The sequence below is a fragment of the Vibrio sinaloensis genome (genome assembly GCF_023195835.1).
Taxonomy (GTDB): Bacteria; Pseudomonadota; Gammaproteobacteria; order Enterobacterales; family Vibrionaceae; genus Vibrio; species Vibrio sinaloensis_C.
The window spans coordinates 605,082-630,379 of the sequence record NZ_CP096200.1 but is presented as its reverse complement, the minus strand read 5'-3'; the positions used below and the strand labels follow the sequence as shown (position 1 = coordinate 630,379).

Annotated in this window: 21 protein-coding genes and 1 pseudogene; 11 read left to right on the top strand and 11 right to left on the bottom strand. The window is 50.8% G+C overall.

Annotation, left to right across the window (positions count from 1 at the left end; genetic code table 11):
- The 6 genes from xdhB to MTO69_RS16365 form a co-directional block, all read right to left on the bottom strand.
- On the bottom strand, window positions 1-2,439 hold the full coding sequence (xdhB, locus tag MTO69_RS16390; RefSeq protein WP_248334511.1) for a xanthine dehydrogenase molybdopterin binding subunit: 2,439 nt from the start codon (window positions 2,437-2,439) through the stop codon (window positions 1-3).
- On the bottom strand, window positions 2,432-3,844 hold the full coding sequence (xdhA, locus tag MTO69_RS16385; protein ID WP_248334510.1) for a xanthine dehydrogenase small subunit: 1,413 nt from the start codon (window positions 3,842-3,844) through the stop codon (window positions 2,432-2,434). The genes xdhB and xdhA overlap by 8 nt, the downstream gene beginning before the upstream one ends.
- Before the next feature lie 127 nt (window positions 3,845-3,971).
- The gene (locus MTO69_RS16380; RefSeq protein ID WP_248334509.1) at window positions 3,972-5,048 is read right to left on the bottom strand and encodes a BMP family ABC transporter substrate-binding protein; all 1,077 of its coding nucleotides are present in this window, start codon (window positions 5,046-5,048) and stop codon (window positions 3,972-3,974) included.
- A 380-nt stretch (window positions 5,049-5,428) separates the two neighbouring features.
- Window positions 5,429-6,361 carry an ABC transporter permease gene (locus MTO69_RS16375; protein WP_248334508.1) on the bottom strand — a complete coding sequence of 311 codons (933 nt, stop codon included), beginning with the start codon at window positions 6,359-6,361 and terminating at the stop codon, window positions 5,429-5,431.
- On the bottom strand, window positions 6,358-7,515 hold the full coding sequence (locus MTO69_RS16370; protein ID WP_248334507.1) for an ABC transporter permease: 1,158 nt from the start codon (window positions 7,513-7,515) through the stop codon (window positions 6,358-6,360). Before MTO69_RS16370 ends, MTO69_RS16375 begins: the two co-directional genes overlap by 4 nt.
- A complete protein-coding gene (locus MTO69_RS16365) occupies window positions 7,508-9,061 on the bottom strand; it encodes an ABC transporter ATP-binding protein (RefSeq protein ID WP_248334506.1) in 1,554 nt (517 codons plus the stop codon). The genes MTO69_RS16370 and MTO69_RS16365 overlap by 8 nt, the downstream gene beginning before the upstream one ends.
- A 373-nt stretch (window positions 9,062-9,434) precedes the next feature.
- On the opposite strand from MTO69_RS16365, the gene MTO69_RS16360 reads away from it, so the two are divergent.
- The 7 genes and pseudogenes from MTO69_RS16360 (at window position 9,435) to MTO69_RS16330 (ending at window position 17,338) form a co-directional block, all read left to right on the top strand.
- Window positions 9,435-10,079 (top strand): TetR/AcrR family transcriptional regulator, encoded by a 645-nt coding sequence (locus MTO69_RS16360; protein ID WP_248334505.1) that lies wholly within the window; start codon window positions 9,435-9,437, stop codon window positions 10,077-10,079.
- Between the two features lie 126 nt (window positions 10,080-10,205).
- Window positions 10,206-11,102: pseudogene (gene puuE, locus MTO69_RS16355) on the top strand (allantoinase PuuE); the annotation flags it as partial.
- A gap of 81 nt (window positions 11,103-11,183) precedes the next feature.
- The gene (locus MTO69_RS16350; RefSeq protein WP_248335589.1) at window positions 11,184-12,326 is read left to right on the top strand and encodes an amidase family protein; all 1,143 of its coding nucleotides are present in this window, start codon (window positions 11,184-11,186) and stop codon (window positions 12,324-12,326) included.
- 46 nt (window positions 12,327-12,372) lie between these two features.
- The gene (locus MTO69_RS16345) at window positions 12,373-13,959 is read left to right on the top strand and encodes a gamma-glutamyltransferase family protein (RefSeq protein WP_248334504.1); all 1,587 of its coding nucleotides are present in this window, start codon (window positions 12,373-12,375) and stop codon (window positions 13,957-13,959) included.
- A gap of 29 nt (window positions 13,960-13,988) precedes the next feature.
- On the top strand, window positions 13,989-14,807 hold the full coding sequence (locus MTO69_RS16340; RefSeq protein ID WP_248334503.1) for a sulfite exporter TauE/SafE family protein: 819 nt from the start codon (window positions 13,989-13,991) through the stop codon (window positions 14,805-14,807).
- A 40-nt stretch (window positions 14,808-14,847) separates the two neighbouring features.
- Entirely contained in the window at window positions 14,848-16,077 is a 1,230-nt protein-coding gene (locus MTO69_RS16335) for a pyridoxal-phosphate-dependent aminotransferase family protein (protein ID WP_248334502.1), read from the top strand.
- Between the two features lies 1 nt (window position 16,078).
- Window positions 16,079-17,338: an allantoate amidohydrolase gene (locus tag MTO69_RS16330; RefSeq protein WP_248334501.1), complete on the top strand. Its 1,260-nt coding sequence runs from the start codon at window positions 16,079-16,081 to the stop codon at window positions 17,336-17,338.
- A 44-nt stretch (window positions 17,339-17,382) separates the two neighbouring features.
- Here the strand turns inward: MTO69_RS16330 and MTO69_RS16325 are convergent, their stop codons facing one another.
- Complete coding sequence (locus MTO69_RS16325) at window positions 17,383-17,742, bottom strand: DUF413 domain-containing protein (RefSeq protein ID WP_248334500.1); 360 nt, start codon at window positions 17,740-17,742, stop codon at window positions 17,383-17,385.
- A gap of 195 nt (window positions 17,743-17,937) precedes the next feature.
- Here MTO69_RS16325 and MTO69_RS16320 point away from each other — a divergent pair, with 195 nt between their 5' ends.
- Window positions 17,938-18,831 carry a LysR family transcriptional regulator gene (locus MTO69_RS16320; protein WP_248334499.1) on the top strand — a complete coding sequence of 298 codons (894 nt, stop codon included), beginning with the start codon at window positions 17,938-17,940 and terminating at the stop codon, window positions 18,829-18,831.
- 91 nt (window positions 18,832-18,922) lie between these two features.
- Here MTO69_RS16320 and MTO69_RS16315 read toward each other — a convergent pair whose 3' ends face one another.
- Together MTO69_RS16315 and MTO69_RS16310 are read right to left on the bottom strand one after the other, a co-directional pair.
- Window positions 18,923-19,501, bottom strand: a complete 579-nt coding sequence (locus MTO69_RS16315; protein WP_248334498.1) for an FMN-dependent NADH-azoreductase — start codon at window positions 19,499-19,501, stop codon at window positions 18,923-18,925.
- Window positions 19,502-19,689: 188 nt separating this feature from the next.
- Window positions 19,690-19,893 (bottom strand): hypothetical protein, encoded by a 204-nt coding sequence (locus tag MTO69_RS16310; RefSeq protein WP_248334497.1) that lies wholly within the window; start codon window positions 19,891-19,893, stop codon window positions 19,690-19,692.
- Window positions 19,894-20,043: 150 nt separating this feature from the next.
- On the opposite strand from MTO69_RS16310, the gene MTO69_RS16305 reads away from it, so the two are divergent.
- From MTO69_RS16305 to MTO69_RS16295, 3 genes are read left to right on the top strand one after another with little or no spacing between them, the layout of a single operon-like run.
- On the top strand, window positions 20,044-21,408 hold the full coding sequence (locus MTO69_RS16305; RefSeq protein WP_248334496.1) for a DNA-3-methyladenine glycosylase 2 family protein: 1,365 nt from the start codon (window positions 20,044-20,046) through the stop codon (window positions 21,406-21,408).
- On the top strand, window positions 21,405-21,878 hold the full coding sequence (locus tag MTO69_RS16300) for a methylated-DNA--[protein]-cysteine S-methyltransferase (protein WP_248334495.1): 474 nt from the start codon (window positions 21,405-21,407) through the stop codon (window positions 21,876-21,878). Before MTO69_RS16305 ends, MTO69_RS16300 begins: the two co-directional genes overlap by 4 nt.
- 4 nt (window positions 21,879-21,882) lie before the next feature.
- Complete coding sequence (locus MTO69_RS16295) at window positions 21,883-22,284, top strand: hypothetical protein (RefSeq protein WP_248334494.1); 402 nt, start codon at window positions 21,883-21,885, stop codon at window positions 22,282-22,284.
- Here MTO69_RS16295 and nhaD read toward each other — a convergent pair.
- On the bottom strand, window positions 22,273-23,706 hold the full coding sequence (gene nhaD / locus MTO69_RS16290; protein WP_248334493.1) for a sodium:proton antiporter NhaD: 1,434 nt from the start codon (window positions 23,704-23,706) through the stop codon (window positions 22,273-22,275). The genes MTO69_RS16295 and nhaD overlap by 12 nt on opposite strands.
- Window positions 23,707-23,886: 180 nt before the next feature.
- Complete coding sequence (locus MTO69_RS16285) at window positions 23,887-25,209, bottom strand: S1 family peptidase (protein WP_248334492.1); 1,323 nt, start codon at window positions 25,207-25,209, stop codon at window positions 23,887-23,889.
- Window positions 25,210-25,298 lie beyond the last annotated feature (89 nt).

The following is a 25,298-nucleotide window of genomic DNA, read 5'->3' as shown; positions in this document are numbered from 1 at the left end:
TTACGACTCCTGCTCAGATTGAGGTTGATGTGCTGAGGTTTGGTTTGGAGAGCCTGCTTGCAGCGGTTTGAACTGATTCACTTTGGCATTCGCGCCTAAGGTTTCACTGCGGGTATAACCGATACGGTCGTACTGCTCTAGGCACGCTTTGAGGATGCGCTCCCCAGTGGCGGGGGCGTGCAGTGTCGGTTCAATTTGGTGATCGCTAATTGAAGCAATCGCATCGTAAATCGCGCACCAAACGCTGATGCTGTGCATAAACGGGGGCTCGCCGACAGCTTTGGAACGATAGATACTGTGTTCGGGGTTAGCCTTTTGGTAGAGGGCGATATTCATCTGTTTCGGATAGTCGCCAATGGTGGGGATCTTGTAGTTCATTGGGCTATTACTGAGAAGCTTGCCCGACTCATCCCACTGCAATTCTTCGCTGGTGAGCCAGCCCAGACCCTGGATAAACGCCCCTTCGATCTGGCCCATGTCTATGGCGGGGTTCAGGCTGTTGCCGACATCATGAACAATATCGACGCGATCTAAGCGCATTTCCCCGGTCAAGGTATCAATAGTGACTTCTGAGCAAGAAGCCCCGATGGAAAAGTAAAAGAACGGGCGGCCGACGGATTTTTCCATGTCGAACCAAATCTTTGGTGTTTTGTAAAAGCCGCTACTTGAGAGCGACACGCGAGCCAAATAGGCGTTTTGTACCAGTTCTGCCCATGCGATCTGCTGTTCCCCCATTAGCACTTGACCGTCGCGAATAGTGGCAGCATGACCATAGTGCTGCGCAGCAAAATCGAGTAGGCGATCTTTGATGGTTTTGGCGGCATTGTGCGCTGCCATGCCGTTCAAATCGGCACCAGAAGAGGCTGCGGTAGGCGAGCTATTGGGCACTTTGTCGGTTCGAGTTGAGGTCACTAAAACCAAAGACATGGGTATGCCTAGAGTCTCGGCGACAATCTGCTGGATTTTGGTATGTAAACCTTGGCCCATTTCAGTACCACCATGTGAGACTTGCACACTGCCATCGGTGTAGATATGAACCAGTGCGCCTGCCTGATTGAGATGGGTTGCGGTGAACGAAATGCCAAATTTGACTGGGGTAAGCGCTAGGCCTTTTTTCAGCACCAGGTTGTCACGGTTCCATTGGCGTATCTGCTCGCGCCGCGCGCGGTAGTCTGCACTGTTGGCGAGTTGTTCGATGACCTCTTTCAAGGTATCGGTTTGTTCAACTTCCATCCCATATGGGGTGGTGTTTTTGCCCGGGCGATAGAGGTTCTGCAGACGAATATCGAGCGCATCTTTATCGGCATGAATGCTTAGTGCTTGCATCGCCTTTTCTATGGTAATCATCCCCTGAGGACCACCAAAGCCACGAAAAGCGGTGTGGCTCACCGTATCGGTTTTTAAGCGGTTACCGGTAATGCACGCTGCGCCGAGGTGGTAGGCATTGTCACTGTGAAACATGGCGCGATCGACGATGGCCCCGGACAAATCCGCCGAGTGCCCACACAACCCATTCACTTCAATCTTGGCGCTCTCAATCAGCCCGTGTTCAGTTGCGGATAACTGGTAACGATTGTAAAACGGGTGGCGCTTGCCTGTGCTGGACATATCGACGCTGCGCGGCAGACGCAGCTTAACCTGCTTGCCCGTGCAGTGCGCGCCGAGTGCTGCAAGACAGGCCCATTGCGCCGCTTGCGACTCCTTCCCGCCAAATCCGCCTCCCATGCGTCGCATATCGACCGTGACTTTGTTAAACGGAATATTGAGCACTTCTGCCACCAATGTTTGTACCTCAGTCGGGTGTTGGCTCGAGCTGCGAACATAGATGCCCCCTTCTTCCGTTGGTTCTGCCAGACTGATTTGACCTTCGAGATAGAAGTGCTCTTGGCCGCCAACAAACAGATCGCCCGCGATCATAATGGGCGCAGGTTCGCTGGCTTCACTTTGGCCAAATTGCCGCCTGGGCAATAGATGAGGCTGGCTCGCGGCGCTGGCGTAGTCGGTTGTGACTTTTTCAGCGGCGATGCAGATGTGAGCTTTTTTCGCTGCTTGCCAAGCTTGTTGGTGGCTGCGAGCTAACACCAGGGCAATAGGTTGGCTGTGATATTTGACTTCTCCTTCAGCCAGCAATGGATCGCCTTTAAAAATCGGGCCAATGTCTTTCTCGCCGGGAATGTCCTCGCCGCTAAGGACAGTGACGACACCAGGGCTACGTTTTACATCGGTAACATCAAGCTGTTCAATTGTGCCTCGGGCGACATTGCTGACGATGACAGCGGCATGTAAGCAGCCAGCCTTGGTCGCGTGATCATCGATAAATAAGGCTTCGCCTATCGCCTGCTTTTCTGCGCTTTCGTGTTGATGTGAGCGGCCAACGATAGGCAAGCCTACCTCTTCAGAGGAGGGTAAATTTGGGGTGAGGGTGGTGAGTCTACGCATGTTCGGCCAACCTTGTTGAAATTTGATGACACTCTAAGTAGAAACGTTGCAGTAGGTTTTGAACCAACTGGACGCGATACTCGGCGCTACCACGAACGTCAGAAAGTGGATGAATGACTTCAGGCACGACCGCTTTGACTTTTTGCACCAACAGCTGAGTAAAAGGTCGACCGATGAATAGGTTCTCCAGTTCAGTCAAGCGCACAGACTTGGCGGCAATCCCCCCTGCCGAGAGAATGCAGTGTTTGACTCTTTGCTCGCTATCTAGCGTCAGGTTGAGTGCGAGTACCACGGTAGAGATATCGTCTTCATAACGTTTGCTGACTTTGTAAATGGCATGTTTTTGATTGGGGGCAAGCCTTGGGATGTGCACTGCGCTGATCCATTGATTCGGCTTCAACTGCGTTTCTCGATAACCGGTAATGTAATCTTCAGGGGCATAGAGGATTTTATCGGTTCCATCATCGACTTCGATTTTGCCGTTAAGGCTAATCAGCAGTGGGGCGATGTCACCGATTGGCGAAGCGTGTCCCAGACTGCCTCCTAGAGAAGCGCGATTGCGAATGGTCAAGCTGCCCAAGCGTTCCAGCACTTCATTGGTGCTGGGAAAATGGGTTTTCATCAGAGTATGGACTTGTGTCAGTGGAACCGCCGCACCAATGCGCCAACCAGACTTGGTTTCGCTAATGGTGAGCAAGTCGTCCACTTCAGACAGATCAATGATTTGCGGTATGGTGTTTAATTGTTGGGTGACATCAAGGGCTAAATCGGTAGCGCCGCACAGCAGCTTAGCCTCGGGCAGTTGCTGTTTGGCTACAGCCAATTGCTGGCGAGTTTTCGGTTTAAGATAGTTGACCGTTTGTTGCTCATCGCACTGATTGAGCCAAGCTTTGAGCGCTTGTTCGCTCTGTTGTGCTGGGTCAAAGATCTCAACTTGGGCGATGTGTTGAGCTGCTTCGATAAGCGGGCCGTAACCGGTGCATCGACACAAGTTGCCAGCAAGATAGTCAGCAGGATTGTCTGGTGCTTGCTTTTGTTTGCACAGCGCGTACAGCGACATAACAATGCCGGGCGTACAAAAACCGCACTGTGTGCCATGGCGTTCAACCACGGCTTGCTGCACAGGATGCATGACGCCGTGTTGGCTTAAGTGTTCGACTGTGATGATCTGTTTGCCATGCAGCGCATTGAGTGGCGTGATACAGGCATTGATTTGTCGGTAGCGAAGCTCGTTATCGGCGTCGGTATCAACCATAACCACAGTACAGGCGCCGCAGTCACCGCTGGCACAGCCCTCTTTAGTCCCTGTTAAGCCTTGCTGCTCACGGAGATATTCAAGCAGCATGGAATCTGGCTTTGCGTAATCGATTTGGACAATCTGGTCATTGAGCATCAGTTCTAGCATCGCAACCTCTGTTGTTGTATCTGGCGAAGGATGGATTAAGCTCCCTCAATAACCTGTCCACTTGGTCAAGTTATTGAGGGTAAAAATGCCCGCAGATGGTGTTAAGCCATACAGCGGGCGATGAGGGTTAGTTCGGGATCTTGGCGTCGATACCTTCGACGTACCAGTTGATGCCCGCGAGCTCCTTATCATTCATGGTGTAACCTGCAGCTACCACTTCCTTACCGCTGTTATCTTTCAGTGGCCCGGTAAATGGGTGGAATTCGCCAGATTTGATTTTTGCTTGCGTAGCGGTGATCGCTTGCTTGAGTTCAGCAGGCAGTTCAGGGTTGATAGACACAATCTGCAGCACATCGTCTTTAAAGCCGCCCCAGAAATCTTCTGCTTTCCAATTGTTATCCATAACTTGCTGAACGCTGCTGATGTAATGAGGTCCCCACACATTGCGCACCGAGAACATGTGCGATTTAGGGGCGAAATGGCTCATGTCTGAAGCCTGACCGATACCCATCACGCCGCGTTTTTCAGCCGCGATAAGAGGTGCTGGGCTGTCTGTGTGTTGCAGAATGATGTCGACGCCTTGATCCATTAGTGCGTTAGCCGCATCAGACTCTTTACCTGGGTCATACCAAGTGTTGACCCACACAATCTTGATTTTTACATCAGGGTTGACGCTCTTAGCGCCAAGAAATACTGAGTTAATATCGCGAATCACCTCAGGAATGGGGAATGACGCAATATAGCCAATGGTGTTGGTTTTGGTCGCCATGCCCGCAGCTACGCCAGAGACATAACGCCCCTCGTAAGTTCTAAGCGCGTAGGTTGAGACGTTCTTCGAACGTTTATAGCCGGTGGCATGCTCAAACTTCACCTGTGGGAAACGTTTCGCGGCCTTGAGGGTTGGGTTCATAAAACCAAATGAGGTGGTAAAAATCACGTCGTGTCCAGATTTAGCCAACTGGGTGATGACACGTTCAGCATCCGCGCCTTCTGGCACATTCTCGACAAAGGTCGTTTCCACCTTAGTGCCGTAATGCTGCTCTAGATTCTGACGTCCTTGGTCGTGCTCATAGCTCCATCCGTGGTCACCCACAGGACCAACATAGACAAAGCCGACTTTTAATGGATCTTCAGCCAGAACCGAGGTTGAGAATAGAGTTGAAAGGGAGAGCGCGACGGCTTTAACCCAGGTTTTTGTTTTCATGAATGACTTCCTTTTCGATGGTGATATCCGTGTTTGCTGATAGCGACTTTGATTTGCTAGTCTCTTTCTGCGTCCTAGGGTCTTTTTGCAAAAACTTGACCAACTGGTCGTGTTTTTCGATGTTTTTGCCTGTTAGGTGAAAACTAATTAAAAATCAATGGCTTTTGTTATTGCTGGTCTCGCATTAGCAACAACGAAAAGCAGCCAGAGCGAAGAGGTTGTTTAGTCTTGGTGCATTTACATTCTGTTAACGCACTACTATGTGGCGTGCTTGTGTAGGTACGGAGAAAGCGAAAGAGGCAGCGAATGCTGCCTCTGAGTTGACTATCAAATTAAGGGGGTACACCAATTCTCGGAACATCTAATTAGTGCGATTGGCATTAATGCAGTTTCGGGTCAAAAGGTTTGCCTAAACTCATTGGCGTCGCGAGTTTTTGCTTGATCGCGTTGGAGCTGATGATCACCATCACGGCGATAGTTGCAACGTATGGGGTCATGGCGAGTAGATTCGGCGAGATGTCGAAACCGAACCCTTGCATCACTAAGTGCAGAATTGAAGCTAAGCCAAACAAGTAGGCGCCAAGGGCCAAATATCCAATCCGCCAAGAGGCAAAGACCACCAGAGCAAGAGCGATCCAGCCACGCCCTGCGGTCATGTTTTCCATCCACATCGGTGTATAGGCAAGGGATAAGTAAGCCCCAGCGAGTCCGGCCATCGCACCGCCAAACAGGGTCGCTAAGTAGCGGACTTGGATAACGCGAATGCCTAAGGCATTGGCTGAATGCGGGTTTTCACCTACAGCGCGAATGGTTAAGCCAATCCGAGTCTGATGCTTCACATACCAAGCCGCGGCAACAATCACGAAGCTCAAATAAACCAAAATATCTTGATGGAAAAGCAGCGCACCGAAAAATGGGATCTGGCTGAGCAAAGGGATGGCGATCGGTTTGAAGCCTTCCAATGTAGAACCGACCAGGCTGCCTCCCAGAAATGCGCTCAATCCAGTGCCAAAGATGGTCAGCGCCAAACCGGTTGCCACTTGGTTGGTGTTGAGAGACAAAGAGAGCGCCCCAAACAGCGCAGCCATTGTCATGCCCGCGATGATGGCCAGTGTTACGCCAAAAAAGAGATTGCCGGTGTAATACGCACCTGCAAAACCGGCCATTGCGCCCATCAGCATCATGCCTTCTTGGCCTAGATTGAGCACGCCTGATTTCTCGCAGATCAATTCGCCCAGCGCGATCAGTAGCAACGGCGTTCCGGTTTTAACCGCAGCTACTAAGATTTGTTGAATAAATAGAACATCCATCATGCCGCTCCTTGCTGCTGTGGGGATTTGTTGTCGGTTGCTAGTGTGTCTTGAGCGCGTTTAGCTTGCTCGAAGGCTTGTTCTCGACGTTTCGATGTCTCTCTTGGCGCGATGGTGATTCGGTAGTGAATTAAGAAGTCACACGCTAATAGCAGGAACAATAAAGTGCCTTGGAACAGCCCAGTAATGGCGGTGGGTAAGCCGAGCTCGATTTGTGCCAGATCGCTGCCCATATATAGGGTGCCCATAAATAAGGAAGCGAAGATAATGCCGAATGGGTTGAGTCGACCAAGGTAAGCGACAATGATCGCTGCATACCCATAGCCAGGTGACACCGAAGGAATCAATTGACCAATCGGGCCGGTCACTTCTGCGGCACCGGCAAAGCCCGCCAGCGCTCCGGCGAACAGCATTACCATCCAGATGATTTTGCTGCCTCCAAAGCCGGCGTACCTTGCTGCCGACTGATCTTCGCCAAATACGCGCAACTGGAATCCGGGTAAGGTTTTAAATAGCGCGACGCCCGCTAGAATCGCCAGCCCAACCGCGATAACGATACTGATGGTGGCGCGGCCCTGCTCCATTATGGTCGGCAGCAACACGCTATCGGCAAACATCACCGACTCAGGAAAACCAAACCCTTGCGGATCAGCTAATGGCCCATGTACTGACCACAGCAACACATACAAGCCGATGTAATTCAGCATTATGGTGGTGAGAATGATGTTGGTATGGAAGATGCGATTAAGCAAGGTAGGAATAGCGGCCCAACCCATGCCAGCGAGTACACCGCCCAATAGAGCCAGGATCAAGAGGACACTGCTGCTTTGCTCATTCGCTTGAATCGCTATCGCCCCTGCAACCACTGCGCCAACCAGCAGTTGTCCTTCGGCACCGATATTCCAGATGTTGGCGCGATAGCACAAGGCTAAACCTATGGCACACAGCAGTAACGGAGCGGATTTGACCATCAACTCGCCTAAGTTGTAGGGATCGCTTACCGGCTGCACAATGAACACGTCAAACGCCTTTAAAGGGCTGACGTCTAGGGCAATAAACATTAAGCTTGAGAAAAATGCCGTCAGTACGATGGCAATCAGCGGCGATAGCCAAGCCATGAGTTTTGAGCTCTCAATACGAGGTTGGACCTTAAGCATGGGCGCTCTCCTTCGATGTGTCATTGGATTCACTGCTGGCGCTAAAGCTGCCAGCAATCCACTTTCCGACCTCTTCAATATTGGTGCGCTGTGTCTCGACACTCGGTGATAAGCGACCTTCATAGAGAGCGGCCATGCGGTCGCAGATGACAAACAGCTCGTCTATATCTTCTGAGATCACCAAGATTGCGGCCCCCGCATCACGCAGGGCGATCAATTGGCGATGAATCGCACTGGCGGCGCCGATGTCGACGCCCCAGGTCGGATGGGCACAAATGAGCACTTGTGGCGTTTGCTGAACTTCACGTCCAATAATGAATTTTTGTAAGTTTCCGCCTGATAAACTTTTGGCTTGCGAACCTTGGTTGTGACATTTGACCTTGTTGTCTTTGATGATGGCATCGGCGAGGCGGCGCAGTTTTTTGCGCAAAATCCAGCCATTTTTGACCAATGAGCGGGAGTTAGTCAGCAAGGTGTTGTCAGTTAAACTCATTTCCGGCACCGCACCTTGCCCGAGGCGATCCGCGGGCACATAGGCCATGCCAAGCGCTCGCCTTTCTCCCGCGTGTTTTTTCGCCACCGGCTGCCCGTTAAATACAATGGTGTGGCTGTCTGCTCGGGTATCTTCACCACTGAGCGCCTGCAAAAGGTCCTCTTGACCATTTCCTGCAACCCCTGCAATACCGAGAATTTCTCCTGCATTGAGGCTAAGTGAGACGTCATTGAGGCCGCAGCCAAATGGATGAGAAGGGGGAAGTGTCAGTTGATGAGTTTCAAAGACCTTTTGCTGAGAGTATTTTTTTGGGTAGTTTTCAGACAGTTCCGCATCGCTACCGACCATCATGCGGGCGATGGAGTCGGGGGTTTCGTTGCTGGGAACACATTCACCACTGACGACCCCGCCACGTAATATCACCGCGCGATGGCAAAGCTCTGTCACTTCTTTCAGCTTGTGGCTGATAAATAAGATACTGCATCCTTCCGCGGCCAAACTGCGCAGCACGCGAAACAGACCAGCGACCTCTTGCGGCGTGAGTACTGAGGTTGGTTCATCTAGGATCAGCAGCTTGACGTCTTGAATCAAGCAGCGCAGGATTTCAACCCGCTGGCGCTCACCAATACTTAGACTATGTACGTATCTATCAGGGTCGACGTGAAGCTGATACTTCTTACTGATGCTGATGATCGCTTGGCGTAAATCAGGAAGTGAGTCAACAAAGTGCTTGTCTAAGCCCAGCTCGATATTTTCTGCAACGGTGAGGGTTTCAAACACAGAAAAATGTTGAAATACCATACCGATACCCATGGCTCTGGCTTGATTGGGTGAGCGAATTTCAACTTCTTGATTGCGCCACAAAATCGCCCCTTTGTCTGGGCGATTCACGCCGTAGATCATTTTAACCAGGGTTGACTTGCCTGCTCCGTTTTCGCCGAGCAAGGCCAAGATCTCTCCCTCATCGAGTCTCAGGTTGACGTTGTCATTTGCTATCACACCTGGAAAAATCTTGCTGACATTCCAGAGCTCTAACAGTGGTTTTGTTTTCATGTTGAGCGACTTCCTTTCATCTCTTGCCAACCAGCACTTTTGAATAGGTGTGATGATGTTGGCGCTTCCATTTTTGGTCTTAGTGAGGTCCAGTTTCGACTAAGACAGAGAGTGGTGATTATGAAATAGGCCAATGCAATAACCTGACCAAGTGTTCAGAAATTGAAATGCAACGTAGGTGCTAGCTTTTAGTGGTTTCTGTGTCGCAGTTTGGTGTCGCGGATTGGTGCAGGGGCACTAATCTGGTGCGCTAAATGGGCACAATGGCAGCAAATGTTGAGTGATAAATGACGGTCCTTGACAGAAGATGGCAGAAGGATGAATGTAGTCATAGATGGATTTGACAGCGGTGATGTCATAAAGGAACTAACAGATGGGAACAGCAACAACAACCAATGATAAGTCGGCCCAATCAGGGGCAATAAGAAAGAAAAATCAATCGCTTATATTGCGTGCGGCCGCTGAGGAGTTTGCAAAGCACGGCTTTAAAGGCACCACAGTGCAGGCCATCGCGGATCGCGTCGACCTGCCCAAAGCGAACATACTCTACTATTTCAAATCTAAAACGGGTCTTTATAAAGCGCTACTCGGTGAGATCATGGATATGTGGAACGAGGGGTTTTCCGACCAAAATGGTCAACAAGAGCCCGCAGAAGTTATCGCAAATTATATTCGCGAGAAAATGCGCTATAGCCGCTCACACCCTTTAGAATCAAAGATCTTTGCCATGGAAATCATTCAAGGCGCGCCAGTTATTCGCGATACGCTCGAGCGGCCAATGATCACCTGGAGTAAAGAAAAAACCGGCGTCATTCAAGGCTGGGTTGATGCGGGAAAGCTCCCTGCGATTGAGCCGCTTTATTTGATGTTTATGATTTGGGGGACGACCCAGTTTTACGCCGATTTTGATACTGAAATTGGTTTACTCAAAGGCCGTCAACTCAATGATGATGAGTATGCACAAGCTCAGGAATTTACCGTACAGACGGTGCTAAAAGGGCTGGGTCTACTCGCCTAAATCGAAAAACCTGAACACTTGGTCAGATTTTTGCTTAACAAAAAATAATCAAACCGTTTACATCTTGTGGGCGGTGTTAAGAGTGAACGCGAGTCGATTCACCATGTTAAGCAGAAAAGGAATCATATGACCAAGGACTATCCTCGTGATTTGGTAGGTTACGGAGCCCATCCACCTAACCCACAATGGCCGAATGGTGCCAAGATTGCACTGCAGTTTGTAGTGAACTATGAAGAGGGTGGCGAAAACTGTGTTTTGCATGGCGACCTCGGATCTGAGCAATTCCTGTCAGAGATTGTTGGCGCAGAGTCTTACCATGATCGCCACCTTAGCATGGAGTCTATTTATGAATATGGTAGTCGTGCGGGTTTCTGGCGACTGCATCGGCTCTTCACCCAGCAACAGATTCCCGTTACGGTATTTGCTGTCGCGACGGCGTTAGAAAAGCACCCGCAAGCCGTTCAGGCCATGCAGCAGGCAAATTGGGAAATCGCCTGTCATGGACTTCGCTGGATTCACTATCAACATTTTACTGAGGCGCAGGAACGCGAGCACATCGAGCACGCGATCGCGATTCATCAGCGAATGACCGGAGCTAAGCCTCGAGGCTGGTATACCGGTCGTACAAGTCCACACACCTTAAAATTAATCGCTGAACGTGACGACATTTTGTATTGTGCCGATAGCTACGCCGATGACTTACCCTATTGGGATTGCCATTACAGTAAACCCTTGCTGATGGTGCCTTACACCCTAGATAGCAATGATATGCGCTTTGCCACTGCGCAAGGTTTTAATAGCGGTGAGCAGTTCTTCCAGTATTTAAAAGATGCGTTTGACGAGCTGTATGCGGAAGGGAACGACAACCCGAAAATGCTTAGCATTGGTCTGCACTGTCGTCTGGTTGGTCGGCCTGGCAGGTTGGCCGGATTACGTCGATTTATCGATTATACCCGCCAGTTTGCCGATGTTTGGTATGCAACTCGCGAACAAATTGCTGAGCACTGGCAACACACTCAACCTTGCCCAGAACAACGTCACCATAGCGCCGATATTTCTGGCTGCAACCTCTCGACTCGACAAGGGCCACTGAGCCACCTGCGAGTGTCGGTCAAAGATCTGTTTGATGTCCAAGGGTTTCGCACCGGCGCAGGCTCACCGATATGGCTAAAAGGTGCAACTCCGGCTAAGGCTCACGCCAAGGCGGTGTCTCTGCTGCAACGTTCAGGGGCTTATCTTAGCCATAAGACGCAGCTCGACGAACTGGCCTACTCGCTGCAGGGCAGTAATGCGCATTATGGTGTGTCACGCAATCCTCTCGATAAACAGCGCCTTAGCGGCGGCTCAAGCTCTGGTGCTGCGGTTTCGGTGGCGCGCAAAGAATCTGACATTGGGCTGGCGACTGACACCGGCGGCTCAATCCGAGTTCCGGCCAGCTATTGTGGTTTATATGGGCTGCGCCCAACCTATGGCAGCGTATCGACCTCAGGGTTAGTGCCGTTAGCCCCTAGGTTTGATACCGCAGGCGTGTTAACGCGCGATCTTGAGTCATTGCGGCTGGCGATCCTTGCCCTGCAAAGTGAAGCTGAGGTGGAAGACAACTCTAGCGCCGATTGGAAGGATCAGAACAAGGCCCAGAGCATAGATACCCTAGTTTGGTGTGATGCGATTTGGCAAGGTGTTGATCCAAAGCTTCGTGACTATGCGTGGCGCTGGTATCAACAGGCCGAGTGCGCCAAACATAGCCTCTCTCCACCGATTTTAAACGCAACAGAGCGCAAAAATTGCTTCGCGGCTTTGCAAGCTGAGTCGATATGGAGCGCCCATGGCGACTGGCTGAATCAGCACATGACTGCTTTTGGCGCTGACATTCAGCAGCGATTACGTTGGGGGCAGTCCCTGCTCGCACAGGAATCTGGCCGCGACACACTAGCAAAAGCTGAGCAGGACTGGCGGCTGTGGCAACAGCATCAGTCTCAGTGGTTGCCCCAGGGCGCGGCGCTAATCATGCCGACCGTCCCATCGATCGCCCCTTTGATTGATGACGATCCCGAGTGTCAGCGCGATGCTCTGCTCGGTTTAACCTCAATCGCAGGGTTGAGCGGTTGGCCGCAGTTGCAGTGTCCGGTGTTTATTGATGGCGATCTTCCTCATGGATTGAGTCTACTGGGTCGTGAGCAATCCGATATAGCCTTGATTGAGTTCGCCACTGCGTTTCCATTCATTGGCCAAGCACCCCATCCATAACGCAAAAAAAATAGGCCCACAAGGATATCGAACACAAGGAGAGAGTATGTCTTACCAAGCAGCGGTAACGGCGCCGCACTATTTGGCCACTCAAGCAGGAGAAAGGATTCTCCAGCAAGGCGGCAATGCGATTGAAGCTTGTATCGCGATGGCGAGTGCACTGACCGTGGTGTATCCGCACATGACGAGCTTAGGCGGCGATGGCTTCTGGCTTATCCATCGCCCAGGTAATGAGCCAATTGCACTCAATGCAGCGGGAAAAGCGGCTGCCGATCTTCAGCATGTGGAGTTTGGTCAGCATCAGCGCGGTGCGAAGAGCGCGCTAACCACCGCGGGCGCGGTAGCGGGTTGGCAAACCGCGCGGGAACGATTTGCAGGAAGCCTGTCGCTACAACAGATATTCGCTCCTGCGATTGAGTATGCAGAGCAAGGCTTCAAAGTGACAGAAACGCTCCATCACGCCATGGTGAAACTTGCCGCGGAGTATCCGGGACAAGGGCTAGAAACGGTTTTCTTTAACCAAGGCCAGCCTTATCAGCAAGGCGAGCAGCTTAGACTTCCTGCGCTTGCCAGAACCTATCGAGCATTGGCGGAGAAAGGGTTGCAGGAGTGGAACACAGGTTCGCTAGCCCGTGACAATGCCGATTTTCTCACCAAAGCGGGCAGTCCAATCCGTTTTGCAGACATACAAACCACCAAGGCCAAGTGGTGTCAGCCGCTCAGGGTAAGTACCCAATGGGGCGACTTTTATAATCTCGGCGCGCCAACTCAAGGCGGTGCGTCACTCAATATCATTGGTTTGCTCGATCAGATGGTGTTAAGCGCCAATCAGCCTCAAGATTTCTGGAATACATTGCAGGGCGAAGAGTACGCGCTTCATCACTTGGTCGAAAGTGTCAAAGTGGCGTTTGCGTGGCGCAATGCTCGGTTAAGTGATGCTGAAGATTGCGACCATCAGATGCGGCAAAGGTTGACTCAGACTGAGCTGCCCCGTCAGTACCAAGCTATCACCCCGCAAGCTGCGCCGTGGCCAACACCAGGCCCGATTGGCGATACGGTTTGGATGGGGGTGGTAGACCAAGAGGGTTTGGCGGTCAGTTACATTCAAAGCCTTTACTGGGAGTTTGGCTCCGGCTTAGTCGATCCCGATACAGGCGTGGTGTGGAATAACCGCTGTTTAGGCTTCAATCAGGACCCGTCTCACCCCAATGCCATTGCGCCTAATCGACAGCCGATGCATACGCTCAATCCGCCAATGGCTCTTTTAAGCAATGGTGAGCGATTGGTGTACGGCACCATGGGGGGCGAGGGGCAACCACAAACGCAAGCCGCCATCATATGGCGTTACTTGATTCAACAAATGGACTTGCAGTCATCCCTCGCTGCGCCGCGCTGGCTGCTAGGTAAAACCTGGGGTAAGTCAGAAGACAATCTCAAAGTGGGGGAGTCTCTGTTTCGCCGATTCGGTCAGCAACTATTGGCGCGGGGACACGATGCGGTCGCGGCACCTGATATGGCTGAATTTTTCGGCCACGCTGGCGCCATACACATCGCTGACCAGCAAACACATGCCGCCAGCGATCCTCGTAGTGATGGTAAGGCGATCGTTATTCCAACCAACGACAACAGATAATCACACCAAAAACAAGGAACTCAAGCTTCATGGAATCGATGTTTCATTTTTTACCTATCGCCATTGCTCTGATGGTGACAGGTGTTATCGCCGGACTGTTAGCAGGATTGCTCGGTGTAGGGGGCGGTATTGTCATTGTCCCAGTACTTTTTTATTTGTTTCAATACTTTGGCGTAGAGCCTGTGTCAGCGATGCTGATTGCTACCGCGACCTCTCTGGCCACCATAGTGCCAACCTCGGTCAGGTCGATACGGGCTCACCACAATAACGACAATGTGGATTGGCCACTACTGCGTTGGTTGGCGCCATTTATCGTTATCGGTGTGGTGGCGGGGAGTTTGTTGGTCTCTCGTGTCGGCGGTCCATGGTTGACTGGGCTATTTGGGGTGATTGCTTCTCTTTCGGCATTAAATATGTTGTTTCGTGCCAATGCGGCGCCACTTGCCAAGCAACTGCCATCCAAGCCCGGACAAGGTGTGATTGGTACAAGTATTGGTTGCTTGAGCGTGATGGTCGGCATAGGCGGAGGGACGTTAACCGTGCCAACACTCACCGCTTTAAATTATCCCGCGCACCGAGCAGTCGGCACCGCCGCCGCGGTGGGCCTTCTTATTGCCCTGCCGGGCGTGATTACCATGCTGCTAGCTGGCAGTGCACCTGTTGATGCACCCATAGGCAATGTTGGCGTGGTGAACTGGTTAGGCTTTGCTTTTATCGTCCCTTTTACGGTGTTGTTTTCGCCAATGGGCGCTCGCCTTGGCAAAAAACTTGATAGTGTGAGGCTAAAAAAAGTGTTTGCGTTAGTGCTGGCATTCACCGGCGCGCGCATGCTGCTTCAGGTGCTTTAACAGCTTGTTTTGTCGAATAATTCAATAAGGATATGTTTAGATGACAACGTTCGAAAGACTTAACCCTCCCCCTCGTCTGCTGATGGGGCCCGGTCCCATCAACGCCTATCCCCGGGTGCTGCAAGCGATGAGCAACCAGCTCATTGGTCAATACGACCCAGTGATGACCGAGTATATGAACCAAACCATGGCGCTCTATCGTCAAGTGTTTAAAACCGATAATCCCGCCACCTTGCTGGTGGATGGCACGGCACGGGCCGGAATTGAGGCCGTGTTGGTTTCGCTTATCGAGCCAGGCGACAAAGTGCTGGTGCCGATACTGGGTCGCTTTGGTCATTTACTTAAAGAGATTGCACAGCGAGCGGGCGCAGAAGTGATCGGCTTTGAAGTGGAGTGGGGGACTGTGGTGCCAGACTTAATGATAGAGCAGGCGATAGTCAAACATCGTCCTAAGCTGCTGGCGATTGTTCAAGGTGACACTTCAACCACTATGCTGCAGCCATTGGAAAACTTAGGCGCGATCTGCCAAAAGCATGGTGTGCTGTTTTATAGCGATGCCACCGCCTCGATTGTGGGCAACGAATTTGCCACCGATCAATGGCAACTCGATGCGGTCTCTGCCGGTTTGCAAAAGTGTTTGGGTGGGCCGTCGGGCTCAGCGCCAGTGACCTTGAGTGACCGTGCGGTCGATGTTATCCGTTCGCGCAAACATGTCGAAGCAGGGATTCGTCATGACGGCCATATCGCCGGCAATCGCAGTAGAATTCGCTCCAACTACTTTGATCTCGGGATGATCCTCGATTATTGGGGGGAGGAGCGACTCAATCATCATACTGAAGCGACGAGCATGTTATTTGCAGCAAGAGAGTGCGCGCAAATAAACCTCGAAGAAGGGCTCGATAATGTGATTGCACGCCATCAACGCGCCGGAAACGCGATGGCAGCGGGTTTGAGTGCGATGGGGCTGACCCTGTTTGGCGACCAGCAGCATAAGATGAGTAATGTGGTGGGGGTGGTCATTCCATCTGGCGTAGATGGTGAAGTGATTCGAAGTGCGATGCTGACTCAGTTTAACATTGAGATTGGAACATCCTTTGGCCCTTTGCATGGCAAGATATGGCGCATAGGCACCATGGGGTTCAACGCACGTCTGGATACCGTACTGACCACACTGATAGCGTTGGAAGCGCTGCTTGTTCATGCTCGAGTTCCGATTAAGCAAGGCGCCGCTTACCCTAGCGCGCTCGCCACTTACAATGAGGGTGCGTGATATGGCAAATGCGCTTTCTTGTTCACAGGCTAGGCGCTTGGCTGATCAGGTGATGGCTTACTGTGACGACCTCGCAAAATACACTCAAGTCGAGGGCATGATCGATCGCCGATACTTAACGCCTGAGCACAAACAGACCAATCAGCAGTTGGCCCGCTGGGCAAACTCTTCAGCGCTACAAAGTTGGCAAGACAGTGCGGGCAATCAATGGATTCGACTGCCGAGTGTTAACCCAGCAGCTAAGCGCATTATCATGGGTTCGCACACTGACACCGTACCTAATGGCGGACGTTATGATGGGATGTTGGGCGTGGTTGCCCCTTTGGTACTGCTCAAGTTTTTCGCCGAGCAGCAGATCCAGTTTGATTTTCACCTTGATGTGGTTGGGTTTGGCGATGAAGAGGGCACCCGTTTTGGTTCGACACTGCTCGGAAGCTCCGCGGTAACGGGTGATTGGAAATCGAGTTGGCAAGATCTCTGTGACTCTGACGGGGTATCGCTTAGCCGAGCGATGGATGACTTTGGTTTAGATATGGATGATGTTGAGCAAGCAGCCATCAATTTTGACGAGGTTTTGCTCTATTTCGAAACTCATATTGAGCAAGGCCCTGTCCTCGAACAAGTTGATCGACCATTGGCGGCGGTCAAAGGGATAGCCGGCGCGAGACGATTTGAAATCAGTGTGATTGGCGATGCTGGGCATGCGGGTACAGTGCCGATGAACTTACGTCGCGATCCACTGGTGGTGGTCAGTGAGTGGATAACACAAGTCAATAACAGGGTGATGGAATACACGCAAGCACCTTGCCCGGTTGTGGCGACAGTGGGACGGCTACAAGTATTGCCCGGGGCGGTCAATGTGATACCTGGCAGAGTGAATCTGAGTTTAGATGTCAGGAGCTTAAGCGATAGCAATCGTGATGAGTTGATCGACGCTTTGAATGCGAATTTAGCGTCAACCGCTGCCCGCCAGGGGTTAAGATTGGAGTGGACACAAACCCACAATGCGTCAGCGGTCGCTTGCGATGAACACGTGACGCAAACACTCTCAGACACCATCGCTCAGTGCACTGACGGGGGCGAGGCCTTGGTATCGGGAGCTGGCCATGATGCGATGCTGTTTGCCAACAAGGTACCCACCACCATGTTGTTTGTTCGCTGCAAAGGTGGAGTGAGTCACCATCCGGCGGAGTCGATACTGGCTGAAGACGTGGCTGCTGGGTTAAAAGTCATGGCAGCGTTTCTCTCTCAATATCAATAAAAAAGCGGCTTTCCTTCGAAAGCCGCTTCTTAGTGTTTAATCGGTTAGTCTTCTTCGACTAGGCTAGCATCTTCAGAATAATCTTCTAGGCTTGCGTCGGGTTTGCTGCGACCATTTAGGGTATGGAAGCGTTTGCGTCCGCGTGCCAATTGAACATACTTGAGCCATACGCGCTCTAATTTAGACTTGGCTTTACCCGGGTTAGATAACACTTTTACGAAATGTTTTTCTTCCGTGTTTTCAGGGATTAACTCGCCAGACTCTAGGCCGAGCATAGTGTCGCCATAAAGGGTTAGTATTTCTTCCTCTCCAAGCGTAAAATCACCGGACTTGGCGAACCCGCGCGGAAACTTAGTGTTGTCGTAAAAACGTTTTTTGCCATGACGAAATTGAGTGTCTGACATTTCGGTAGCCTCTATTATGCCTACGTGGTTGAACTAGATCGAAAGTTAGGCCTAAATTTAACAAAAGAGAAACAAAAAATTTTTATCCTCACTATCGAAGATATTTATTGAATTTAGATAACAGTTTCGTGAACTAAAGATTAAAAAAAACGAGCAACTTGCTACCTTTAAACGCTTGTTGGCAGAGGAAAAATAATGGACGTAAAAGTCTTCAGAACCTTTCTAGAATTGGCGCAGGTCAGACACTTTGGCAAAGCTGCCGAGAATCTTTACATTACCCAAGCGGCAGTGAGTGCGCGAATCAAGCAGCTTGAGAGCTACTTCGATACCCAGTTGTTTATCCGTGATCGCAACAACATCAAATTGACATCATCAGGTGAGCGGTTGATAAGCTACGCCGAGGTGATGGTCAGCACTTTGCAACAAGCCAAGATGGAGCTATCCCTAGAGAGCGGTAAGGGCCTACAGCTGACCTTAGGAGGCACCCCAAATGTTTGGGATGCCTATTTGCAAAACTGCCTCTCGTTAATCACCGACGAGTTTGACGGATACGGCTTTATTGCCGAGATCATGGGCCGAGAAGCGCTGACCCGAAATTTGCAGGAGCGTACCCTAGATATGGCGTTTGCCTTTGATCAGATTAAAGCGGATGAGTTGCACTGCAAAAAAGTGGCGGACGTGGTGCTGACCCTAGTCTCGACCGAAGCAGACAGTGTCGAGTCGGTGTTTGAGTCTAAGTATGTGTACGTTGACTGGGGAACAAAATTTGCCTCAGAGCACGCCGAGCGCCACCCAAAAATCCCCGCGCCTTATCTGCGCACCTCTAACGCACGTATTGCCCTAGATTTTATTCTCGAGAAAGGCGGCAGTGCCTATTTGCCCGACTCATTAGTTCAGCCGTTCCTAGCGGGCGGGCAACTGCACGAAGTGAACGGGGTACAAGCTTGGTGTCGCCCGATTTATCTCAGCTATCGTAAAGCGAGCAGTTCGATTGAAGCGATTAAGCAAGTGGAAGAGATGGTGAAAACGATCGATCCAGTCACCGCCTTTAGTTTTCAACAGATGGCGGATCTGCCTGTCGACGAGTAACTTGCCATTTGCCATGAATACAAAAGCCCAGCAGAGAATGCTGGGCTTTTTACATTATGGGCGTTTATATCCGATTGGGATTAAACCAGTGCTAAACCAGTTCGCTTAGCGCTTGAGTGGCTTGCTCACGAGCAGCTTCAGCTTGTTCTTCACCCATGTTGAGCGCTTCGGCATAAACAAATTCAACGTCAGTCAAGCCGATAAAACCAAGCATAGTCGTTAAGTAACTTTCGATTGAGTTGCGTGGTGAGTCTTTGTGCAAGCCGCCACGGGTTGTCACTACGATCACTTTTTTATTGTCGATAAGTCCCACAGGGCCGTTTTCGGTGTAGGAAAACGTCACACCAGCGCGGGCAATCATATCGAACCAGTTTTTCAACTGAGTCGGTACCATAAAGTTGTACATTGGCGCACCAATCACGATTTGGTCTGCGGCTTTGAGTTCGTCGATCAGCTGATCAGACAGCGCCAAAATCGCTTGCTGCTGCTCAGTAAGATCATCACCACCGCGCAGTGCCGTCGCGACATCCATATCCAGGATAGGAAGTGGGTTTTCTGCAAGATTGCGCTCGATGATACCTGATTTGCCTTCTAGCACCTTATCAATCAGTTGTGTTGACTGAGAGTGTGGGCCAAGGATGCTAGATTTAAGAACGAGAGTGTTTTTCATAATGCTGCCTCACTAGGAAGTTGGGCTATATTAGAGCCGTTTTATTTCATTGGGGCCAGTATAGGTATCTGAGAGGGGCGAAAGAATGGGGGGATTTCGAGCGTAACCTTCAAATTTTTCGAATGAGTTGCTCCCGAAAAAGCAAACAGCCCCGAAGTGGGGCTGCTATCAGTAGTGAAGTCTTGATGCTATAAGCTCATCAGACTTTCAATCGACTCCTCGATAGAGAGCGCGTCGTAGCGACGTACCGCTTGCCCGTCAAACGCCTCAATCAGAATTTTGTCGATATTGGCGGGGCCGTGTTGATCGATAATGCCTAAGGTTTGTTCGACATCATCACACGTCATGGTGAGGTGATCTTTAAGCACAATAGTGCAAGAGTGCAGGTTCATAGCCAACTTCCTTATTATTAATTACTCTGCATAGCTAACTTTAGAACAAGCATCACACTTGGCAAATAGAATTTAGTTCCGAAAATGGCTAGTAATTAGCACCGATGCGATTAGACTCACATAAGGTTCTGAACAGCATCGGAAAATCCCATGAGTCGTGTAATCACAAAGCTTACGCAAAACGAGTGTCATACTGCGCGGGTTGCCCGTGACAGTCGTTTTGATGGCCAATTTTATGTTGCGGTCAAAACCACCGGGATATTTTGTCGACCGATTTGTCCGGCTAACTTGCCGAAAGAAGAGAACGTCGAGTACTTCCACGACAAGGCGCAAGCCCTGCAAGCGGGTTACCGACCTTGTTTGCGTTGTCGCCCAGACAGTGCACCGAGCTCCTGGGCGTGGAAGGGCACAGAAGTGACCTTTCAACGAGCGATTCGCTTTATCGAACAAGGGGAGTTGCAGCGTTGCTCTCTAGCCGAGCTTTGCCTGCGTTTAGGCATATCGGACCGCTACTTGCGAAAACTGTTCAATCACTATTTGGGCATGTCGCCTAAGCAATATGCGCTCTACTATCAGCTCATGTTCGCTAAACAGCTGCTGCACAGTAGCCAGTTGTCGGTAACGGATATCGCGTTAGCCAGCGGTTTTAACAGCGTTCGTCGTTTCAATGATGCTTTTTATAAGGTGATGAAGATGTCGCCATCGCAGTTGAGAAAGGTCGAGCAAAAGCAAGTACACACTAACTGCCTTGACTTGGCTTATCGTGGGCCGCTCGATTGGCAGCACATGTTGGACTTCTATCGTTTACGTGCGATTGATGGCTTAGAAGTCGTGACCGAGCATGCGTATCAGCGCAGTGTCTCACTCAACGGACAGCGAGCTTGGTTTTCCATCGCTCACCGCAAGCCTGGGGTTATGCGGGTTGAGTTCCAATTGGAACAGGTCAGTCAGTTGAGAGCTTTGGTTAACCAGTTCAGGCGAATGTTTGATTTAGATAGTGATGTGTTGAGTATTGAGCAGCACCTATCCAGTTTGGCTCCTGATCTGGTTAAGCGATCTGGTATTCGTATTCCCGGCGTTTGGAGCGCTTGGGAGGCAGGTGTTCGAGCCATCCTAGGTCAACAAGTGTCGATTAAAGCGGCGATTGGTCAGCTCAATTTGTTAGTGGCGACGTTGCAGCCGAATGAGGTGACGCACTTTCCTACGCCAACCGATTTGATCAACGCGGATTTGTCGTTTTTGCGTATGCCACAAAGCCGCAAACAGACACTTGCGCGCTTTGCCAGTTATGTGGCTCAGTATCCGCAACACGACCCTAGCGAATGGCTGAAAATCAAGGGGATTGGCCCTTGGACCGTAAACTATGCCAAGTTGCGAGGCCAAAGTGATCCAAACTGTTTTTTAGAAGGGGATTTGGTGGTGAAAAAAGCGTTGCAGACCTTTAACCAACTCAATCCTAAATCGGTTGCTCCGTGGGGCAGCTACGCCACATTTCATTGTTGGAGTCATGCATGAATTATTACTGTTACTGTCCTTCTCCACTTGGGGATATCACGCTTCAGGCCAATGAACACGGCTTGTTGGGCGTTTGGTTTGAGACTCAAACAACACAACCTAACACGCTGGGCGACTATACCCCACAGCACCCGATTTTGAGTCAGGCGGTACAAGAGTTGCAAGAATACTTTACAGGCCAACGTCGGGACTTTACCCTACCGTTAGCTGCTGTGGGAACGCCATTTCAACAGCAGGTTTGGCAAGCACTGACGCAAATCCCATTTGGTCAAACTTGGAGTTACCAACAGATTGCCGATGCGATTGGTAAGCCCAAAGCGGTCAGAGCGGTAGGGATGGCCAATGGTAAGAATCCGATTTCTATCATAGTGCCTTGCCATCGAGTAATAGGTAAAAATGGTAAGCTGACCGGATACGCGGGAGGTGTTGAGCGTAAAGCGAAGTTGCTTGCGCTCGAGCAAATGGAGTAAAGGAATGCGAATATCTGGTAGGGTCGCGAACTTGGCCTTAGTGGCACTGATGACAACAACGCTACTCGGGTGCTCAGACGAGCAGACTGAACGTATCCTCAATAAAGAGACTTACGAGTTTTCCGGGGTGTTTGACAACTTGTATAACCAAGATCGACTCGAGTTTCGCGACGCATATGTGACCATTATCAAAACCAAAGGGGAGAATTTTACTAAGCCCTTTGAAGTAAAGGATAACTTTCTCACCATTCAAATGCGCAACAGTTCTAAAGAGAAGCGCGAAGATATTGTGATGCGCATTCACGGCAATAACGAGCTACTTACCTGTAGCGTTTGTGCCAAGTACCAACTTGCCAGTACTTGGCAAAAGCGTCAATTCGAGCCGGATTCAGCCTCAAGTAAATAGTGCACTGTTGAGGGTTAAGTGCAGGGCGATACTGGCGGCATAGCCGATGGCAATCACCGGCGCCCACTTTAAGTGACCAAAGAAGGTGTACTTACCATGCGCGGCCCCCATCAAAGCCACACCCGCAGCCGATCCGATAGAGAGTAAACTACCGCCAACTCCAGCCGTTAATGTAACCAATAGCCAGTTGCCCATACTCATTGTTGGCTCCATCGTCAGTACCGCAAACATCACGGGAATGTTATCGACAATCGCCGACAAAATACCGACCATAACATTGGCCCACACCGGGTCCCACTGGGTGTACATCACCTCGGAAATCAGCCCTAAGTAGCCGAGTAAACTCAAGCCTCCGACACACATCACCACGCCGTAAAAGAACAATAGCGTGTCCCACTCGGCGTGAGACACACGGCGAAACACATCAAACGGTACCACTGAGCCTAAACGTTTTAATGCGTAGTCGTCTCGGTTTTCTATTGCCCGCAGCGCTTTTTTCTTTAACGAAGCCTTAAGCGTTTTACGGAGGAAAAAGCCGAAGAACTGGAGGTAAGCGAGCCCCATCATCATGCCCACTACTGGCGGGAAGTGAAGTACCGCGTGAAAAGCGACAGCCGTGGCGATGGTTAAAATAAATAAGCCGACGATTCTTCGCGCGCCGCGTTTAAGCTCGACATGCTGGTGAACCACGTCAGGTTTGGCATTGGGAATAAACAGCGACATGATGATCGCAGGCACTAAGTAGTTGAGTACTGAGGGCAGAAACAGTGGTATGAACTCTGAAAATGAGACATGACCGGCTTGCCAAACCATCAGCGTGGTGATGTCACCAAATGGGCTGAAAGCCCCGCCTGCGTTGGCGGCAATCACAATGTTGATGCACGCGAGATTGATAAACTTAGTGTTGTCGCCCGCTACCTTCATGACTACGGCGCACATCAGCAGCGCTGTGGTTAAGTTATCGGCGATAGGGGAAATGAAGAAGGCTAATATCCCGGTGAGCCAGAATAAGGTTTTAAAGTTGAAGCCTTTGCCAACCATCCAAGCTTGCAGCGCGTCGAACAGTCTGCGCTCTTCCATCGCGCTGATATAGGTCATCGCAACCAGCAGGAACAGCAGCAACTCAGCGTATTCAAGCAGATTATGCTCCAGCGCCGCTTTGGCCACTTCAACTTGGTCATACTGACTATACACATAACCGATCATCGCCCAGATGATCCCGGCGGCAAGCAGTACCGGCTTGGACTTTCTCAGTTGCAGGTACTCTTCGAGCATCACTAGCGTGTAGGCGATAGCAAAAATGAGTAACGATGCATAACCTATGGTTGATTGAGTTAATGGCAGCACCTGTTCGGTAGAAGAGGCGGCAAAGGTAGAAAAGGGCAACAAAAGTAGAACAGCAACACACCACTGCAGTTTCATGCTTTCACTCCTTTGAAAGTGACTTGTTATTATGATGTAACACATTGTAAAGCTGAAACGGTGCGAGGTGTGTGAGTTAGGTTGGATATGGTTGAATTGTCAGCAATAAAGCTGTCTCGGTCGCAATGGCCAAGACAGCTTTGTCACATCATCACAGAGATCGCGAGTGGGTGCACAGCGCTAAAACACGGTCACTGAGGTGTTCGAGCAGGTTTCCGTTCCTTGGTTGCACACCTTGTGATTATAGGTCGCGCCGCCTTTGCTGTTGATGTTGTCGTTATAGAAGCCAGAGTTAGTCACGGTTTCAACCAGTACGCCATTGCGGTACACATCGACTTGGGTCGCTTGACTACCACTCCACTCCAAATTGACTTTGTGTTGCCCTTTCACTTTGTAGCCAGAGGCGGTGAGTGCAAAATCGCCCGTAGGTGGTGGCGGTGCAGTCGCACTGTCAATGGTAACATTAAAGCGCTGTAATATCGGGGTGATTGGAGATCCTATGGTGTAAGACGACGAGCCCGCGAACAGCAGAGCGACTGCGGCATTGCTATCACTGGCGACGATCAACGAGCCAGAATCGCCACCTGCACTGAATGTACCTGGAGTGATGACCACCTGATTGACAAACATGGCTAATTTGGTACAACTCGATCCCCCTTCATAACAGACATTGACGGTGGCATTGATGCTGTCTACTGTGCCCTGAGTAAATCCGGTGGTGCGGCCGTATTTTTTAACCGCGAGTCCAGGCATCGCGGTTTCGACACTCGAGGACGGGGTGCCATAACCATCGGCGGGCGTTGCAGTCGCGAGTGAAGCTTCGTCGCTGCGGGCGATCGCTGCGTCCATTATATTGGCAGAACCATCAAACAAAATCGGCTCATAGTCGACTAATGTTGCATAAGTATCGCCATTTTCCACACCCCCATCATAAGGGCCAGGTTGGAGGATGTTTTCTGGCACACTCGTTTGGTTTGAGTTGGCAAACACATGGTTATTACTGAGCGCGTAGACATCCGTACCATCGGTCACCCTAGCACCTATGGTGCCAGCAGTAATATTGGGGTGACCAGTTGAAACCCCAATCGGTACTGGTCGCTCAAAGCGAGCGGTAGGGTCTACCGTTGGTTCTGGCTCTGGGTCAGAAAAGCACTCTGCGGGTCGCTCGGAAGGCGGACCGCCACAGAGCGGTGGTGCCAGTGCATAAAAGCGGCCACTAAACACGGTTTTGACTTTCACCCCATCGACAGCGACCGGCACTCCCGGCACGACGGGAGATTCAGTAAACACCACTATGATGCCGACTCCGTTGCTATCGGTGGCTAGGCCGTGCCCAACCACGCCCTCAACATCGAGGAAACGGTCGCCATGTTTTTGCTGCGCAGCGGCGGCAATGCTAAGACCTGGAGGCAGATCAAATGGCATGGCCGCAGACGCGACAAGTGACCAGACGATACTACTCAGGACGGTGATACAGGTGAGGATCCAACGAAAAACTGCCATAACAAATGCCCTATCAATTGCTATTGATGGATTTGTTAATTATGGCTGAGGTTGTTCAATTTTGCGTAGTGATAGTCGAAGAAAATGGT

Bases quoted from the DNA above. Each gene is read 5' to 3' on its own strand.
- xdhB (WP_248334511.1), bottom strand. From the start codon at position 2,439: ATGCGTAGACTCACCACCCTCACCCCAAATTTACCCTCCTCTGAAGAG.
- xdhA (WP_248334510.1), bottom strand. From the start codon at position 3,844: ATGCTAGAACTGATGCTCAATGACCAGATTGTCCAAATCGATTACGCA.
- MTO69_RS16380 (WP_248334509.1), bottom strand. From the start codon at position 5,048: ATGAAAACAAAAACCTGGGTTAAAGCCGTCGCGCTCTCCCTTTCAACT.
- MTO69_RS16375 (WP_248334508.1), bottom strand. From the start codon at position 6,361: ATGATGGATGTTCTATTTATTCAACAAATCTTAGTAGCTGCGGTTAAA.
- MTO69_RS16370 (WP_248334507.1), bottom strand. From the start codon at position 7,515: ATGCTTAAGGTCCAACCTCGTATTGAGAGCTCAAAACTCATGGCTTGG.
- MTO69_RS16365 (WP_248334506.1), bottom strand. From the start codon at position 9,061: ATGAAAACAAAACCACTGTTAGAGCTCTGGAATGTCAGCAAGATTTTT.
- MTO69_RS16360 (WP_248334505.1), top strand. From the start codon at position 9,435: ATGGGAACAGCAACAACAACCAATGATAAGTCGGCCCAATCAGGGGCA.
- MTO69_RS16345 (WP_248334504.1), top strand. From the start codon at position 12,373: ATGTCTTACCAAGCAGCGGTAACGGCGCCGCACTATTTGGCCACTCAA.
- MTO69_RS16340 (WP_248334503.1), top strand. From the start codon at position 13,989: ATGGAATCGATGTTTCATTTTTTACCTATCGCCATTGCTCTGATGGTG.
- MTO69_RS16335 (WP_248334502.1), top strand. From the start codon at position 14,848: ATGACAACGTTCGAAAGACTTAACCCTCCCCCTCGTCTGCTGATGGGG.
- MTO69_RS16330 (WP_248334501.1), top strand. From the start codon at position 16,079: ATGGCAAATGCGCTTTCTTGTTCACAGGCTAGGCGCTTGGCTGATCAG.
- MTO69_RS16325 (WP_248334500.1), bottom strand. From the start codon at position 17,742: ATGTCAGACACTCAATTTCGTCATGGCAAAAAACGTTTTTACGACAAC.
- MTO69_RS16320 (WP_248334499.1), top strand. From the start codon at position 17,938: ATGGACGTAAAAGTCTTCAGAACCTTTCTAGAATTGGCGCAGGTCAGA.
- MTO69_RS16315 (WP_248334498.1), bottom strand. From the start codon at position 19,501: ATGAAAAACACTCTCGTTCTTAAATCTAGCATCCTTGGCCCACACTCT.
- MTO69_RS16310 (WP_248334497.1), bottom strand. From the start codon at position 19,893: ATGAACCTGCACTCTTGCACTATTGTGCTTAAAGATCACCTCACCATG.
- MTO69_RS16305 (WP_248334496.1), top strand. From the start codon at position 20,044: ATGAGTCGTGTAATCACAAAGCTTACGCAAAACGAGTGTCATACTGCG.
- MTO69_RS16300 (WP_248334495.1), top strand. From the start codon at position 21,405: ATGAATTATTACTGTTACTGTCCTTCTCCACTTGGGGATATCACGCTT.
- MTO69_RS16295 (WP_248334494.1), top strand. From the start codon at position 21,883: ATGCGAATATCTGGTAGGGTCGCGAACTTGGCCTTAGTGGCACTGATG.
- nhaD (WP_248334493.1), bottom strand. From the start codon at position 23,706: ATGAAACTGCAGTGGTGTGTTGCTGTTCTACTTTTGTTGCCCTTTTCT.
- MTO69_RS16285 (WP_248334492.1), bottom strand. From the start codon at position 25,209: ATGGCAGTTTTTCGTTGGATCCTCACCTGTATCACCGTCCTGAGTAGT.